The organism is Peribacillus sp. CSMR9 (assembly GCF_033141925.1).
In the GTDB taxonomy this organism is placed as follows: domain Bacteria; phylum Bacillota; class Bacilli; order Bacillales; family DSM-1321; genus Peribacillus; species Peribacillus simplex_A.
Genome location: NZ_JAOPHO010000004.1, coordinates 20,905 through 36,424 on the forward strand (window position 1 = coordinate 20,905; position 15,520 = coordinate 36,424).

Consider the following 15,520-nt stretch of genomic DNA (forward strand, 5'->3'; position numbering starts at 1 on the left):
TCGAATATGTATTCTCCTTTATTTTCTTATGTCTTGATAAGCTAGCATGCCCTCATTCAACTTCGTATCGTGAGAGCGGATTTTTGAGTGTGAGAATATTATTGAAGAGCAACCAAGTCCTTGATTTCCTCTGTGGAAAGTTCGGTGATCCAGTTGTCACTGCTGATGATCTCGTCGTTCAGGGCTTGCTTTTTGTCAAGCATCTGGTCAATTTTTTCTTCCAGTGTCCCTGTGCAAATTAGCTTATGAACATGAACGAAACGCTGTTGTCCAATTCGATATGCACGGTCGGTTGCTTGATTTTCAACAGCTGGGTTCCACCAGCGATCATAGTGAATCACGTGGTTTGCTTCTGTTAGATTCAGCCCCGTGCCGCCTGCTTTCAACGACAGGATAAAGACAGGGAATTCCCCATCTTGGAATCGAGTGATCATATCATCACGCTGCTTCTTGTTCGCACTCCCGTTCAGGAATGGCACTTCAAAGCCATACCGTTTTTCCAACAATTCCTTCATCATATTGCCCATACCAATATATTGAGTGAAAATGAGACAGCTTTCATCCTGTTCGCGGACAGCATCGACAAGCTCAGTCAGCTTCTCGAGTTTGCCAGAACGGTTAGGCGCCTTCATGATGTTTTCCTTTTCCATCTCTTTTAAGTAAAGAGCCGGGTGATTGCAAAGTTGCTTTAGCTTATTCAGCATCTGCAGGATGATGCCTTTTCTTTCGAAGGCCGACAGTTGTTCGATATCAGTGAATGTATCTTTGATCAGTTGTTCATACAACGATGCTTGCTCGGTGGTAAGCGGTACGAATTCCTTTTGTTCTTGCTTATCCGGCAGATTAAGGGCGACTTCTTTATCGCGTTTTGTACGGCGGAGCAAAAATGGCTGTATCAAACGCTGTAATTCCTTAATTTTATCCTTCTGTTCATCACGTTCAATGGTTGCCACATATTTTTCCTGAAACTGTCCTAGCGTTCCAAGATACCCTTTATTTATGAAATCGAAAATCGCCCATAGCTCACTTAAACGGTTTTCCATTGGCGTACCCGATAAGGCAATATGATGCCTGCCATTTAGCTTGCGGACCGCTTTGGATTGCTTTGTTTGGGCATTCTTGATGTTTTGTGCTTCATCAAGGATCACGCTGCTCCAATGGATGGAGGATAGTTCAGCTGCATCTTGGTGGGTAAGGCCATATGATGTTAAGACAATATCATGATCCACTGCTATTTTAGCAAATGCTTCACCTTTAGCCCGATTAGACCCGTAGTGAAGGTGAACTTTTAGTGTTGGTGCGAATTTCTCCAATTCCTTTTGCCAGTTGCCTAGGACGGATGTTGGGCATACGATGAGCGACGATTGTACAGAGACCGATTCGCATGTAGCGGTATTGACCTCAGCCTCTTCGCAGCTCTCTGCGTTACTATCCTCATCAACAATGATCGGTTCACTCTTTTGTTCGTCCATATGGGCAGTGGGCAGCTCTTTACTGGCTCCTTCTTTGTCTTTTACATGAAGGAGGTAGGCTATCATCTGGACTGTTTTTCCAAGCCCCATATCGTCAGCTAGACAAGCACCAAAGCCATGCTCCCTTAAAAAAAGGAGCCAGCTCATGCCCAGTTTTTGATAGGGGCGTAAATCACCTTGAAGTGCATTAGGGACGGGCAGGATGGAGATGTTTTTGGTTTCCCTGAGTCTTCCCACCATTTTACGAAGCTCCTGGTTCAATTCAAATTGAATTCGGAGCATTTCGTCGTTTTCAGAATCACTATCGTCATCTTCATTTACGCCGTTCAACAGTTCCTGCTGCAGCAAGTCAGTCAGTTGGATTCCTTTTTCATTAGCTGTTTCCATCAGCTCCTGAATTTGTTTAATGAAAGCGGGGTCAAGCTTGACCCATTGACCGCGGATGAAAACAAGCCGCCTTTTTTCATCGACGAGCTCCTCGAACTCCGCCTCAGTGAGCTCTTTTCCATTTAAAGAGAACCGCCAATCAAAGTCCATTAAAGCTTTTAACCCGACATAAGACGGGCCGCGGTTCGATTGGCTCTTTACTTTCGCCTTCACCTTCAAAGAAGACTCCTTCAAGGCAAGCCACCAGGATGGAAGGAGAATTTCGACGCCAAGAAACAGGAGTTTTTCGCTTGCGTCGGTCAAGAATTCCCATGCATCCGTTTCCGAAATCTCCCTTTTTAGACGTCCATTCTCTCCAAGCCATGGCACGACGAGTTGCCAGCGTTTCGTAGCACGCACCACTTCACTTGCATACTTATTCCAGCCGCGCGGCAGTTTTTTTCCTGTATAGGTTTCGATGATATTCTCATCCCTTTTGGAACGAAGGGTAACATCAAGTACCCAGGGCCCATTACCATCCGGAGGCTCAGTCAAACGGAGGCCTATAGTGAATGGTTTGGGATCGGGCTGGGTCCCAAGCCATTCCTGCCAGCTGTCTTTGTCAAAAAAGGCCTGCAATTCTTCGGGGGAAAGTCTTGAATCCTTTAATGCCCCGACGGCTTCACTCCATTTATGCTGCATAGGTGAGTAGTTTTTTAAATACATATTAGCGGCACCGTTATACCATTTCTCGATAAAAGTCCGATTAGTTTCCACTTCTGGTGAAGGGAGATCTAAAGATATTTCTTCTTCCCAAAAGGAAGGGACGAATTCCTCCTCTACCTCTTCCGGCAGCTTCCAGCCGATGGAGTCCAACTGAAGATTAGTGAAATCCGGTACGGGGATCCCCGCTTCAATGGATTCATGAAGAACAGGCGCAGCAGACAGGCAAAGGGAGGATATCTCCGACCATTCCCATTCTATGAAGGAGTTGAAACTTTCCTTCGCAAAAAAGTTGAGGAGTCCCCAAGCGTCAAGAATGAATACAGGATTTCCATCAATGGTATCCGAAGTCATTTTAGTTCCATAAAAGCTTGCGTCATCCCAATTGAATAGCAACCTGCGTATATAATTCGTGTTGAGGAAGGCATTCTCTTCATTGACGGCACCAAGGGCGTAGGATCCGTTTTCGAGAGCCGCTATTTTGATTTTTAATTTCCCTGGATTAAACATCGATAAGCTTACCCCTTTTTAGTTCTTCTTGGAAAGCGCGAAGCCGTTTGGTTGAATCGGCCACATACAGAATATAACGTTCGAATACGTCTTCCTTTTTGCTCTTTTTATAGATGGTGCGCATCCTTTTTAAATAACGGACAGCTTGCTTATAGGCAGGCCGGTTTTTTAAGGAAACTTTTTCCTGGACCGCATGGTAATAAAGGGGCAGGATTAGTTCCGGTTCTTTAGAGACCACTTCTTTGATGGATTCACTGCTGATTAAGTCAATGCTGATTTCTGAGTAAATATGCATCTCCACCCATTTTTTATATTGTCCTTGTTCAAAAAGGAAATTTGCATAGTTCCAATAGCTGTGCGGAAGGGTGGCTCTGTAGAATTTCTCTAGCAAATCGGTCCGTTTTAATTTATAACAGCAACTGCTGATTAAAGTCGTAAAGGTCCTTACGAAATCTACCCGCTGATAATAATCGGATAAATCGGCAAGGAACTCCTGGACATTAGCGATGATGAATTCAATGAAAGGAATGGCCCGTGACCGATTGTCTGATTCAGACAGGAGATTCAGCCAATAAAAAATGTATGGACAGGCTTCCTTCTTCAATTCATGGAGAAGTCCAATCGCTTGTTTATCTTGATTCTCCAGAAGGGAAAGGTGAATGGCTGCGAGGGAATAGGACGTCCTCTCAGTTGTGCCCATATACTTCTCAGGAAGTTCTTTCTTGATTCGTTCCAGTTCCTCTTTACGCCATGAGGAATTGGAGAATAAGAAGCTCCAAATCTCCCGGTAGAGATCGATCTTTTCATATTCTAGACCTTCTACTCCGTCAAGTAATTTAGCTACATCTTCCTTGATGCTGAAAACGAAGGGGTCAAAGGCGAAGGGCCTGGCTTGCCGGCTAAGCGGCTGTACCGTTTCATGCAGCTCTTCCGCTAGGTCGACAGCAAGTGCATAAAAGACCCGAATCGTTTGCGGCTGACTTTTATGTAACTGAATCATTCTCAGTGTCAGCTGCATCGTGCAAAATTGCGTAACAAAATGATAAAGCAGTTTCCATTCCCTTTCCATTGGAGCTTTAGAGCTAAGGCGTTTAAAGTATGTTTGTATATGGTTTTCAATTATATAAGTAGGCTCGCCTATATGGGGCTCGACATGTTCCGCAAAGGTTGCATTCACGAATTGCTTCCATGAAGGATAGTTTTTATCTAAGATGAGGGATTTCTCCCCCGCTTGTTTAAGTAATTCACTCGCCCGTTTTACTTGCTGAAGTGCTTGGGCGGTTGAGGTATCTTTTGGTGCTTTCCATTCACTCAGCCAATCGGAAACACTAGCGTTTTCTGAATACGCAGAAAAGAAAACGGCCATTTGATGCCGGCAAATGAACCTTGAATCACATGTACAGCTTCCATCCTGAGGGAAGAGAAGATTCAACCTGGACTTAAAGCGAGTCTCATCCTGTACCTCGGCCACAATCGTATCTACCGCTTCTTCTTTAATATCAACAAGCCCCTGACGGTATAACTGGAGCCCTTGATTCACCACGTCCGAATCTTCCGGATTCCCGACCTCCAAAAATTCCGCCAGCCTTTCCCCAACTAACAACAACTCCCGCTCCATACTCTCCTCCTTCAGGGTCAATCCCTGTTAACCAAAATTATATTTTGTATATCATGAACTATCAGTACTTTAATAACCATATTATTGCCTCGGTTAACCGAGGATTTGACGTGTATATTACATCCCGAGCAATTGCCGCAATGCCTTTTTTTAGCCATCATATGCATCATGCTGGACTTATTTCATGGCCGTTCACTTTGCATCTTCATCCATTTAATCGAACAAATCATCAATGCCACAAGCCGTATATTCATTTAAACCCTGTAAAAGTCAATATCGTCAAAAACCCTCATGAATATAAGCAGTACGGATATATAGCCTTCCAAACAGGAATAACTGGCCTTCAAGATAACGATGCCACGAATCCTTCATCCTCTTCACACTCACGAAACCAAGTGATGAGGGGCCGGAACCCTTTTTTAAAAGTGGGTTTTTGAAGCATCTCTTTATTATACTTCATTTTGGCTTGGAATTTGAAATGTAGAATAGAGGTTTTGGAATTGATATGTGATAGATTCTACATATTCTTGTGAATGGGAATAGCCATTCCCGTGGGGAATGGCTTTAATATATGGAATTAGTTTATTTTCATTTCATTCTTCCAACTGTCCAACTTTTTGTTGATGAATGTAGCAAAGGTATGATTTTTTTGTAATGTGAAGAGAAATGCTGACTTTTCCAAGTACTCTTTTGCCTCATCAAAGTTACCTACGAGTTCAAAATTATAACCTAAATGGTAATGTAAATCCGCTAAAGCATATAATTGATCATGTTGGAGGCACCACTTTATGGCATCTTGGCAGCAGGTAATGGACTCCTCATATCGGACCAGGCGTGTTAACACTCTGCCAAAATTATAGGACAAACGTGTCTTTAGCGTTTTATCCGTCAAAAAGGGCAGGGCTTTCAAGTGATCTAAAGCTTTCCTTAACAAGGCAAATGCATTTTCGTATTGTTCTTCGGCAACATACATTACACCTAGGCTACTCAAGATTTCAAGTTCCCGTTCTGAATAAATTTTATCAGTCGTATGAGTGATGGCGATGGCCTGATTAATAAATTCAATGGCTTTATCTAAATCTTTATTTTTTTCGTATTCGTATATCCCCTTGTGCCAAAGTATCAATTGATGATTCTTTTTATTCTGAAGAAAGAGAGGATTGTTCTCCTCAGCCTTTACAATTTGCTGCATTTCCTCATAATTTCGGGTTCTTCTGGCTATTTTTAATTGATAAATCACTTCTTCCACGTAATCCAGCCTAGGGGTCATTCCAATATCGAAAAAATAGTTTACATCAACGCCTAAACGTTGAGAAATTAAGTAGAGAGTGGATGCATATGGATAGACATCGCCTTTTTCAATCTTACTGATCTGGGCTTGTGTACAAATGCCGGATGCCAACTCTTCCTGGGAAAGTCCGATTTGTTTACGTAGCTCTTTGATCTTTTGTCCAACTGCAAAAAAATCCATTTTGATTCTCCTTGAAATATGCCTAGAGTTATATTTTGTTATGAAAAATCGGTGAAAGCTGTATGTACATGTCCTTAACTGATTAAATAGATTCTTTAGTCGAAATATATGGTTAAAAGAAATGTGGTTAAATATAACTATAGAATTAATTTCTATTTTAACCAATATTTTTTTGAAGAAAAGGAGGAATGACCTATGAAAAAAAGTACTAAAGCATTAGTCGTATCTTTTCTTATCATCGCTGCTTTCGTTATTGTCCCAAGCGAATTACCAGGCCTTTACGCAGAACTTCCAGGTTTATATAAATAAGTAATGAAGCTTCCAATCACTCATTCAGCATCTTCATTTGAAGATGTTTTTTTTTTCTTATCAATGGATTATTCTTTTGCGCATATTCCTGTAGTTATAATTATCTATGCATTGGGAGTGTAAGGTCCATTTGGTAGGTGTGGAAGAACCGTGAGGGTAGTTTGGAACGCCTATTTCCTTTTATTAATTTTGTTATAGTGTAAATAACAAAACGGGGAGAGGTGTAAGGTTAATGATTGATATTAATATGAAAGTTCAACCCTCTTTTTACGATGAAGAATGTGCCATTGTGTTTTCTTTTTACTTTGATGAGGCAACCAGGAAAATTGGTGAAGCCGTGGTGTACACATGCAAAAAATCGAATGAAAAAGAATACAGCCATGATCATATAGATACAGATGTACAAGAAAAAATCGCTTATATTAAAGAGTTTGCCATTTTAGATGAATATCAGGCAACCTCCATGAAGAAAATCCAACATTTTTTGAATGTAATCGGTATCAAAAAATGTGTGAGGCATAACCTTCAGGGAAATGAAATCGCACTTTAAACGATAAAAACTCATGACATCCCATATGTCATGAGTTTTTACCATTTAAATGAGAGTTTTGAGCATTCATTTTCATTTTTTTGACGAAATCGCTCATTTGTTTTCTTTCGCTTGGTTTAGAGTTATTTGTTCTCTCGAAAAATTTAAAGTGTTGCTTATTGCTATCGGTTTTCATGATGTCTCCCCTTTTCTTTTTTTTATTTACCCTTTTTCCATTATTTAAAACGTGATTTTTATGATAAAAGGATGGATTAAATGGTAAGGAGATCTTGTGTTTATTCCTATAGTTATATTTTCATGTGTTAACGACTGTATATCCGGATTAATAAGTTAATAATAAGCCGTAAAGTCCAAATATGAAGGGATTCCGTGTTTTATCATACTGAAAATAAATGCTAAAATGGTCCGAATATCGGATTTTTCATTAGAAACATCAGTTTCTAGTACCCTAAAGTGAAGAGAGTTGGAGAACTCTTTTCGATGGCCCCTGAGCGCTTGCTTGGGGGATCTTTTTTTCTTGGATAATATGTCCACTTTATTTCTATAATATGTTTCGTTTTGTTTATATATACATGGGTAAATATAAGAAACAAGATGAATTAAACCTGGATTTATCCCAGTTTAATCGGAGGAATATATTTTATGGATGTGAAAGTAAATAAGAATGATCCCACGAAGCGAACTTTCCAGCAATACATCTTTCCGTTTACCCTTGAAGGAAATATGATTGAAAAGTTTGTCGAAAAGTTGTTTGATGACAATTTCGTTTTTTTGAACTTGAAAGATATGGAACAACAAAATCAATTTTACGGTGGCCATAAAGTTTCACACCGTAAATTGGAAAAGTATTTTATGCCTTACATCGAGCCGATATTATTTCCAGGTAACGCACAACAGAAGGAAGGCTTGCGCCGTTTTACGAAAAAACTGGATATTGAATGTACCTTCGAATCTCCCTATCTAAATACCCCATTTATTATTAACTCTATAGATATTTTTATATGCCCATTTCATATTGGCATGATGAATCTTCGTGTTACGTTACCTGAAGGACTTTCCTATAATGATGTGCTCTATTTTGGCGATACATTCCGAATCCTCGAACCGATTGCCGATGACGAAGAGAAAACGAAAGTCGGCTGTAGGGAAAATCAGTATGAACAGGTGAAGGATTTCATCTTTAATGAACTATTGCCGCCAATGGAAAAATATATGGATGAAGATCAGGCGGACCCGACCTATTTTGGCAGTTTACCCTTCTTCATCGATGAAAGAATGTACGTAATCAGTTATATTGCATTCCCTGAGAATCGTGATATATCTAAAAATGACTTATTCCGGATCAGCGAGCTGAACGGATATGACAATGATGGAGCGCCATATATAGGGGCACTAAACCCTGATTATATTGAAAAGTATTATCAAGAAAGAGTATATGACAGGTGGGGCAAGGAAACCTATTATGTAACAAGCATGTATCATTTTGCGTGTGTCACGAAAGCAACAAGTAAACTGGAACAGGAACTGGCAAGCGAAATGTATGGCCAGCACTTTTATACAGTGTTGCTTTTCTTCTATTATAAGATCGTACTGCTCAAATTGGCTCATGAGAATTCCCAGATAGATGTAGAAAAAGATCAGTCGGATACGGAAATGCTGATTTTCATGATCACTGAGTTTTCTGCAAAATATTTATTTACTGAAGTCAATAGTACGGCTATCGGTAAAGAGCTATTCAAAAAAACGGATGAAACCTTCAGGATAGCTCCACTCTACAAAGAAGTGAAGGAGACCCTTTCCTACCTTTATCAAAATCAGGATAAATTGGCTGGGAAAAGCAGTAATTATCTTTTGCAAATACTAACGATTTATACGGTTATCTCCGGGATATTCGGAATGAATCTATATATTGAAGATTGGAAAGGGAAATTACCTTGGAAAGCATATATGGATTACACCTTATACGAATGGATAGCTGTCATTGTAACGACAAGCGGTCTCATCATTTCGGGCGTCATGGGTTTTTTCTTCTTGAAAAAATGGTTGCAAGAGAAGAAAAGCCGAAAAAAAAGAATGCTTTAGTAAAGAGTTCTGTACACTATGTACAGGACTTTTGCTTTAGAAAAAACATGGTAAATTAGCAAAATGAAGAAATTGGTCATACAAATTCCCCCATTCCCCTAATATTTTGATAAACTATATGTATACCATTCTAACTATTCATTGGGAGGAAATCATGAAGAAACTAGTTTTAGTTTCCAGCTTATTGTTGATGAGCGTATTGTTCCTGGCCGGATGCTCGGATGAGCCAAGTCCAGAAGATCGCTTTGCGGCATACACGAAGCTTTGGAATAAACAGGATTTTAAGAAAATGTACGAGTATCTGTCACCTGAGACAAAGAAAGAAATCAGTGCGGATGAATTTGCGAAGCGTTATGAAAAAATCTATAAGGGCATAGAAGTCAACCAATTAAAGGTGGATTATAAACAGCCAAAAGAAGAAAAAGATCATAAAGATGGAGAAAAGGTAAACCTTGATTATACCGTAGATATGTCCACTATGGCGGGGGCTGTCAGCTCTGACCATAAAGCGACCCTTGTCAAGGAAGGGGAAGGTGAGGAAGAGAATTGGTACATAAAGTGGGATGAAAGCTATATATTCCCTCAGTTGGAAGCTGGTGAAAAGATATCGGTCGAATCGTATCCAGCCATTCGCGGGGAAATTGTCGATCGACATGAACATGGTCTTGCCATGAATGGAACGGTATCGGAAGTAGGAATTGTGCCAGAGAAAATGGCCAACGCATCCGAAACGGTTAAAAAGGTCGCTGGAATCCTCAATATGTCCACCGACGAAGTGAATCAGAAATTAAAACAATCATGGGTAAAGCCCAGCTATTTCGTCCCTATCAAGAAAATGTCAAGTGATAATGCTGCAACCCTGGAAAAGCTATTGGGCATTGCTGGGGTATCGGTCAATAATACGGAAGAACGCATATATCCATATAAAGAGGCTACTGCCCATCTAATTGGATATGTCGGCGAGGCATCGGCCGAAGACCTGGAGAAATTGAAGGGAAAAGGCTACACCTCAAATGACGTTATTGGCAAGCGCGGCCTTGAGGAAGTTTTAGAAGAACGCCTTAAAGGGAAACCGGGCGGTAAGATCTTTATTAAAACAGCAAATGGCGAAGAAAAGGTGATTGCTGAAAAGCCCGCTGAAGAGGGAGAAACAATTACATTGACCATCGACGCCGAGCTTCAAAAGGATATCTTTAAGCAATATAAGAACAAAGCAGGATCAGCATCGGCACTTGATCCGAAGACCGGCGAAACACTTGCACTTGTTTCAAGTCCGTCATTTGATCCTAATAAATATATATTCGGGATAACAAAAGCGGAACAAAAAGCGCTTGAAGAAGATCCAAAAAAACCGCTTCTAAACCGCTTCAGTTCGACGTTTGCACCTGGTTCAACCATTAAGGCCATAACTGCGGCAATCGCTTTGAAAAATGGTGTGGATCCGAATGAGGCGATCAATATCGAAGGAAGAACGTGGGCCAAATCGACATGGAAAGACCATTCCATTACAAGGGTTTCTGACCCCGGTGTTCCAATCGATATGGAAAAGGCATTAATTTATTCAGACAATATTTACTTTGCCCAAAAAGCATTGGGGCTTGGAAAGGAAAAATTCACAAATGGACTCAAGGCATTCGGATTTGATGAAGCTTTGAACTACGATTATCCGATCAAAGCATCGAGCATTGGTAAGATCGACAGTGAAGGACGCTTGGCAGACGCTGGATATGGTCAAGCGCAAGTCCAAATGAGCACGCTTCATCTCGCTATGACCTATTCAGCCTTCTTGAATGAAGGAAATATCCTGGCACCTTCTTTGATAGCTGGAGATAAAATAGAAAAGAAAATATGGAAAGAAAATGCCATATCAGCTGACCAAGCAAATCAGATCACCAAGATGCTGACACAAGTGGTGGAACATCCTAAGGGAAGCGGACATGGAATAAATGATCTTGGCATCAAAATGGCAGCCAAAACGGGAACTGCTGAAATCAAGGCATCCAAAAATTCTGACGGAACGGAAAATGGCTGGTTTGTTGCCATGGACACAAAAGATCCAGAACTTCTCATGGCCTGGATGATTGAAGATGTGAAAGGACGTGGCGGCAGCCATTTAGTCATCGATCATATGAAACCGGTTTTGAAGAAGTATTTGAAGTAAAGAAATAATTCATCGGTAATGGGCTATATGCATCTAGCATTTACCCTAAAAAAGTTGGACATGGTTTCTTCCGTGTCCAGCTTTTTTATTTTTTCACCGGTTATGGAATGAGTCACGTTATCTCAATATTAAAGGTTGGATTTGAAGGATAATGAGCCATACATCCAGAATGTAAAAAGAGAGTTCTGTGAACGGAATATAGGTTGCCATAATCATAGCAGCCTTTACGAATAATGAATAAGGGAACCCGGGACCTGAATTCTATGGTCCTGGAATCATTCAGCAGCAGTGACATCATCCTGGCCGTTATGGACAATGAATTGAGCGTATAAGGAACTTGGAAATCTTTGAAGGATAAATAGTTTAGGGAGGATGAAGAGGAATGAGGAGTCTAAAGTATTTGTTTATTGCTTTCTTTATCATTTTTTCTGCATTTCCTTCTCATGAAGCATCGGCAGCGGAAGAGAGTAAAACGATGGAAGTGAAACTGAAGAATTACTTAGGGAATCAAACCAGTGTCAAATTAACGGCAACCGGGGACTATCGTACTTCAGGGGGAGAGACATTCATCAAGGAGGGGGAAGAACTGACTTTGAAAATGGAGTCAGGAAAACTTGGCGTTTACAAAGATTCCAAGAAAATGGGATCCGATGCCTCCTTAAAGATAATTCCTGTTAAACAAGATGCTTTATTGTCCATAAACGGCCGGCCGTATACAGGATCATTTTTATTTACAGTGGAGGGCGGTTACATTCGTCCTATCAATCATGTTTACATTGAAGATTATCTAAAGGGCGTTGTCCCGCGGGAAATGCCCGCACTATGGCATTCCGAAGCCTTAAAGGCACAGGCAATTGCAGCCCGGACTTATGCACTTCGCCATCAATCCACATTAATTGATGATACGGTTTCCTACCAAGTATATGGCGGGGCGGACGGTCACTACCAATCTAATTCAGCCATTGAGCAGACAACGGGTATGGTAATCAAACATGATGGTGAAATAATCGAAGCGTTTTTTTCCTCAAGCAATGGAGGCATGACCGAATCGAATTCGAATGTTTGGTCAAGTGGGAACCCTCTTGCATATTTAACTATAAAAGAAGATTCCTATGATACAAAAACAAATTGGGCGATAACGCTGGACAAGCAGCAAATTGACCTGTCAAAGAAAGATTTATCACAGCCGGATGAATGGTGGACAAGTGTACAGGAAAAAGATAAAGCGGTTGTACCTAAGCTGAAGGTTTGGCTGAAAAATAACGGATATGCCAAGCAGGATATTAAAATTGCTGAAATACCCGCTTTAACCTTAACTGATAAAAAAACGGGAGGCCGGGTTACGAAAGGCTCCATCCAAATCAATTTCTATGTAAGGAATCTCGTTGATGAAAGGGGGAAACTTTTGGAGCAAAAGGTTAGCCTTACGAATGTAGCGGCTTCCAAAATTAGGGGCATGGTGGGGCAGGATGTGATGAAAAGCTACCTGGTTGACCATTCATCTTCCGATCCTTCCAGAATTGCTATTGAAGGGTCAGGATACGGACATGGCGTCGGCCTAAGTCAGGTTGGAGCGAAAAACAGAGCGGAAGCAGGTCAAACGTATCAAGAGATCTTGGGTTTTTATTATCCTAACACTAATATAGAAAAGGAATATGGACATGCAGTGTCTGAACCTAAAAGGGATCTTGTTGCGAAGGCGGCACCGAATCCAATAAACCTAAAAGCGAAGCAGGATCATATAAATGATGAGGTTGGAATCATATACTCCCTTAAAGAAGAAGCTGTAGTTTCACTCACGATTAAAGATAGTAAGGGGAAAGTCTTAGCCACCCCAGTCCATGACCAAACCTTGAAAAAGGGGAGCCATTCAGCAACCTGGAACACGAAAGCTGTAAATAACGGTACATATACAGCAGAAATGTCTGCAATGGACCGAAGCGGTAATGAAGGTTCGACAACAATGAAGATTAAGATAAATAAGGATGCATCGGCTCCGGATATCACCGATGTCGATACATCGGGTAATTACAGTACCGAGAAAGCGAACATAACGTATATAATAAATGAAAATGCCAATGTAACAGTGGAAATCAAGAACAGTAAAGGAATAGTGGTTGGAACCCTTGCTTCAAGGCAGGTCACTAAAGGCAGGCAATCGGCAACTTGGGATTTCAGAAATATGTCCACCGGGACGTTTACCGTGACCATCTCCGCTAAGGATGAGAGCGACAATCGGAATACCGTTTCAACGAAAATCCCTATTAGGAAGACGATGGGAATAGTGACAGCAAGTGTATTACATATTAAAGAAAAAAGAAGTACATCTTCTAAAACGGTAGGGAAACTGAACAGGGATCAAACCATTACGATACTATCTCAACAAGGTGAGTGGTATAAAGTGAAAAAAGGAAGCCAAATTGGGTATGTTTTAATAAAACATGTTAAAAAATGAGTAATTAAGACGTCATTCATGGCGTCTTTTTATCAACTGGTCCGATCACTAAATCACGATTCCACGAGTAAACGCACTAAACTCACGAGTAAAAGGCGCAAATTCACGAGTAAACGCACTAAACTCACGAGTAAAAGGCGTGAATTCACGAGTAAACGCACTAAACTCACGAGTAAACGCTTGGAACATACGAATAAATCCACTAAACTCAGGGATATCGCGCAATATCGTTAGTAATTGCCCAAAACATCGGAGTTATTCCACAAAACTTGAGTTGACGGACCTGAATACCCGAAAAAACCCAGTTGAAGAGACAGGAGAATGAACTTAAAAGAGGAATGAATTCATTCCTCTTTTGTTTTATGCTGACCAGGTGTGAACGGAACACCGGCGGCTTTTGTGATGATTTTCGAAACATCTGTATTTTCAATGACCCCATCAAAGGCTTCGCTTCCCGGGCCAGAAGCAAAAATGGGAATCATATTGGCGGTGTGCCCTCCTGTGGAACTGGCGGCCCGTATGCTTCTATCAGCTACACCTGCCTTATAATGCTTGGCGATGGTGCTTCCGATTTCCCAATCAATTTGATGCTGTGGATAGACAAGCGTTCTATTCTTTTTTACGTTATCGATGAATTGATGAACTTCCTGATCCGTAAGGGATATATGTGCATACTTCTTGAATGCGGAAACGACACTTTCTGGAATGATTTCATTATTTTTATCGAATATAAGTTGTTTGGACATATATTCAGAAGAAACCCTGATTTTTTTCAATGCAGGGATATCCATCGTTTCAGAAGCGGAGGTCCCCATTGTTTCGTGGTCTGCAAGCACAACAATCAAAGTATCATTTCTATTTTTTGCCCAATTCACAACCTCTTTCACGGTCTGGTCAAATTCGATCGTTTCTTTCCATATTCCAGTGATATCAGCTGCATGCTCCATATGATCAATACGTGCACCTTCACTCATCAAGAAGAATCCCTTATCACTCTGGGATAAAATATCAATCGCTTTGGATGTCATTTCGGGCAGAGATGGCTCTTGTGAATGTAATACTTCTTTATCCAGCTTAAAATTCATATAGGTAGGGTGAAATAACCCTAAAAGTTTTTCCGGTTTATTAATGGAACTAAGTTCTTCTTTCGTCGTTGTAATCCCATAGCCAGCTTGTTTAAATTTAGCGATTAAATCCTCGCCATTCTGCTTATTTGCCTCGAAATAACTGGAACCTCCGCCAAGAATGACGTCGATCCGGTTATCAAAGAGCTGCCTCGCGATATTCGCGCCACCTGTCCAGCGGTTAGATACACTTGCACCAAAGGCTGCAGGAGTGGCATCGACTACCATATTGGTTGAGATGATCCCGACTTTTTTTCCTTTAGCCTGAAATGCATCCAATACACTATCTACCTCGGAACCATTGGCATCGACACCGATCGATTCATTGTTGGTTTTTATTCCAGTGGCAATCGCGGACCCACCTGCCGCTGAGTCAGTGACGTAATTATTGGCGGAATAGGTGCGCATTAGGGCAACGTGCTCCAGTTTTTCCAAATGTAAAATACCTGTTTTTCCATATTCCATTTGTCGGGCAATTTCTATTGCACCTAACCCCATACCGTCGCCAATCAGCATTATGACATTCCTGGGGGTGTTCTTTGTTTCTGCTTGAATAGGAGAGGTCATGCAAATAAAGCAGATAAGAACGAGTAATCCAAAGTGATGAGACTGTAAAAGTTTATGACTTCTGGATGTCTTATTCATCGGTAATCCTCCAATGGGTGAAAGTCTCCATATT

At 40.9% G+C, this 15,520-nt stretch carries 9 protein-coding genes; 4 read left to right on the top strand and 5 right to left on the bottom strand.

Translation table 11 applies throughout. The features are described 5' to 3' along the window. Positions 1-98: 98 nt before the first annotated feature. From N9I19_RS04440 to N9I19_RS04450, 3 genes are all read right to left on the bottom strand, one after another. Complete coding sequence (locus N9I19_RS04440) at positions 99-3,071, bottom strand: DEAD/DEAH box helicase (protein ID WP_317777091.1); 2,973 nt, start codon at positions 3,069-3,071, stop codon at positions 99-101. Then, a complete protein-coding gene (locus tag N9I19_RS04445) occupies positions 3,064-4,689 on the bottom strand; it encodes a hypothetical protein (protein ID WP_317777092.1) in 1,626 nt (541 codons plus the stop codon). The genes N9I19_RS04440 and N9I19_RS04445 overlap by 8 nt, the downstream gene beginning before the upstream one ends. 577 nt (positions 4,690-5,266) lie before the next feature. After that, a complete protein-coding gene (locus N9I19_RS04450; protein ID WP_284469220.1) occupies positions 5,267-6,160 on the bottom strand; it encodes a helix-turn-helix domain-containing protein in 894 nt (297 codons plus the stop codon). 541 nt (positions 6,161-6,701) lie between these two features. Between N9I19_RS04450 and N9I19_RS04455 the strand changes: the two genes are divergently transcribed. From N9I19_RS04455 to N9I19_RS04470, 4 genes are all read left to right on the top strand, one after another. Further along, positions 6,702-7,019: a hypothetical protein gene (locus N9I19_RS04455; protein WP_061465635.1), complete on the top strand. Its 318-nt coding sequence runs from the start codon at positions 6,702-6,704 to the stop codon at positions 7,017-7,019. A gap of 642 nt (positions 7,020-7,661) precedes the next feature. Then, positions 7,662-9,101 carry a hypothetical protein gene (locus N9I19_RS04460; RefSeq protein ID WP_317777093.1) on the top strand — a complete coding sequence of 480 codons (1,440 nt, stop codon included), beginning with the start codon at positions 7,662-7,664 and terminating at the stop codon, positions 9,099-9,101. A 154-nt stretch (positions 9,102-9,255) separates the two neighbouring features. Then, positions 9,256-11,262 (top strand): penicillin-binding transpeptidase domain-containing protein, encoded by a 2,007-nt coding sequence (locus tag N9I19_RS04465; RefSeq protein WP_317777094.1) that lies wholly within the window; start codon positions 9,256-9,258, stop codon positions 11,260-11,262. 382 nt (positions 11,263-11,644) lie between these two features. Continuing rightward, a complete protein-coding gene (locus tag N9I19_RS04470) occupies positions 11,645-13,717 on the top strand; it encodes a SpoIID/LytB domain-containing protein (protein ID WP_317777095.1) in 2,073 nt (690 codons plus the stop codon). Between the two features lie 48 nt (positions 13,718-13,765). Here N9I19_RS04470 and N9I19_RS04475 read toward each other — a convergent pair whose 3' ends face one another. Further along, positions 13,766-13,906, bottom strand: a complete 141-nt coding sequence (locus N9I19_RS04475; RefSeq protein WP_317777096.1) for a hypothetical protein — start codon at positions 13,904-13,906, stop codon at positions 13,766-13,768. 155 nt (positions 13,907-14,061) lie between these two features. Beyond that, positions 14,062-15,486: an alkaline phosphatase gene (locus N9I19_RS04480; protein WP_317777097.1), complete on the bottom strand. Its 1,425-nt coding sequence runs from the start codon at positions 15,484-15,486 to the stop codon at positions 14,062-14,064. Positions 15,487-15,520 lie beyond the last annotated feature (34 nt).

Bases quoted from the DNA above. Each gene is read 5' to 3' on its own strand.
- N9I19_RS04440 (WP_317777091.1), bottom strand. From the start codon at position 3,071: ATGTTTAATCCAGGGAAATTAAAAATCAAAATAGCGGCTCTCGAAAAC.
- N9I19_RS04445 (WP_317777092.1), bottom strand. From the start codon at position 4,689: ATGGAGCGGGAGTTGTTGTTAGTTGGGGAAAGGCTGGCGGAATTTTTG.
- N9I19_RS04450 (WP_284469220.1), bottom strand. From the start codon at position 6,160: ATGGATTTTTTTGCAGTTGGACAAAAGATCAAAGAGCTACGTAAACAA.
- N9I19_RS04455 (WP_061465635.1), top strand. From the start codon at position 6,702: ATGATTGATATTAATATGAAAGTTCAACCCTCTTTTTACGATGAAGAA.
- N9I19_RS04460 (WP_317777093.1), top strand. From the start codon at position 7,662: ATGGATGTGAAAGTAAATAAGAATGATCCCACGAAGCGAACTTTCCAG.
- N9I19_RS04465 (WP_317777094.1), top strand. From the start codon at position 9,256: ATGAAGAAACTAGTTTTAGTTTCCAGCTTATTGTTGATGAGCGTATTG.
- N9I19_RS04470 (WP_317777095.1), top strand. From the start codon at position 11,645: ATGAGGAGTCTAAAGTATTTGTTTATTGCTTTCTTTATCATTTTTTCT.
- N9I19_RS04475 (WP_317777096.1), bottom strand. From the start codon at position 13,906: ATGTTCCAAGCGTTTACTCGTGAGTTTAGTGCGTTTACTCGTGAATTC.
- N9I19_RS04480 (WP_317777097.1), bottom strand. From the start codon at position 15,486: ATGAATAAGACATCCAGAAGTCATAAACTTTTACAGTCTCATCACTTT.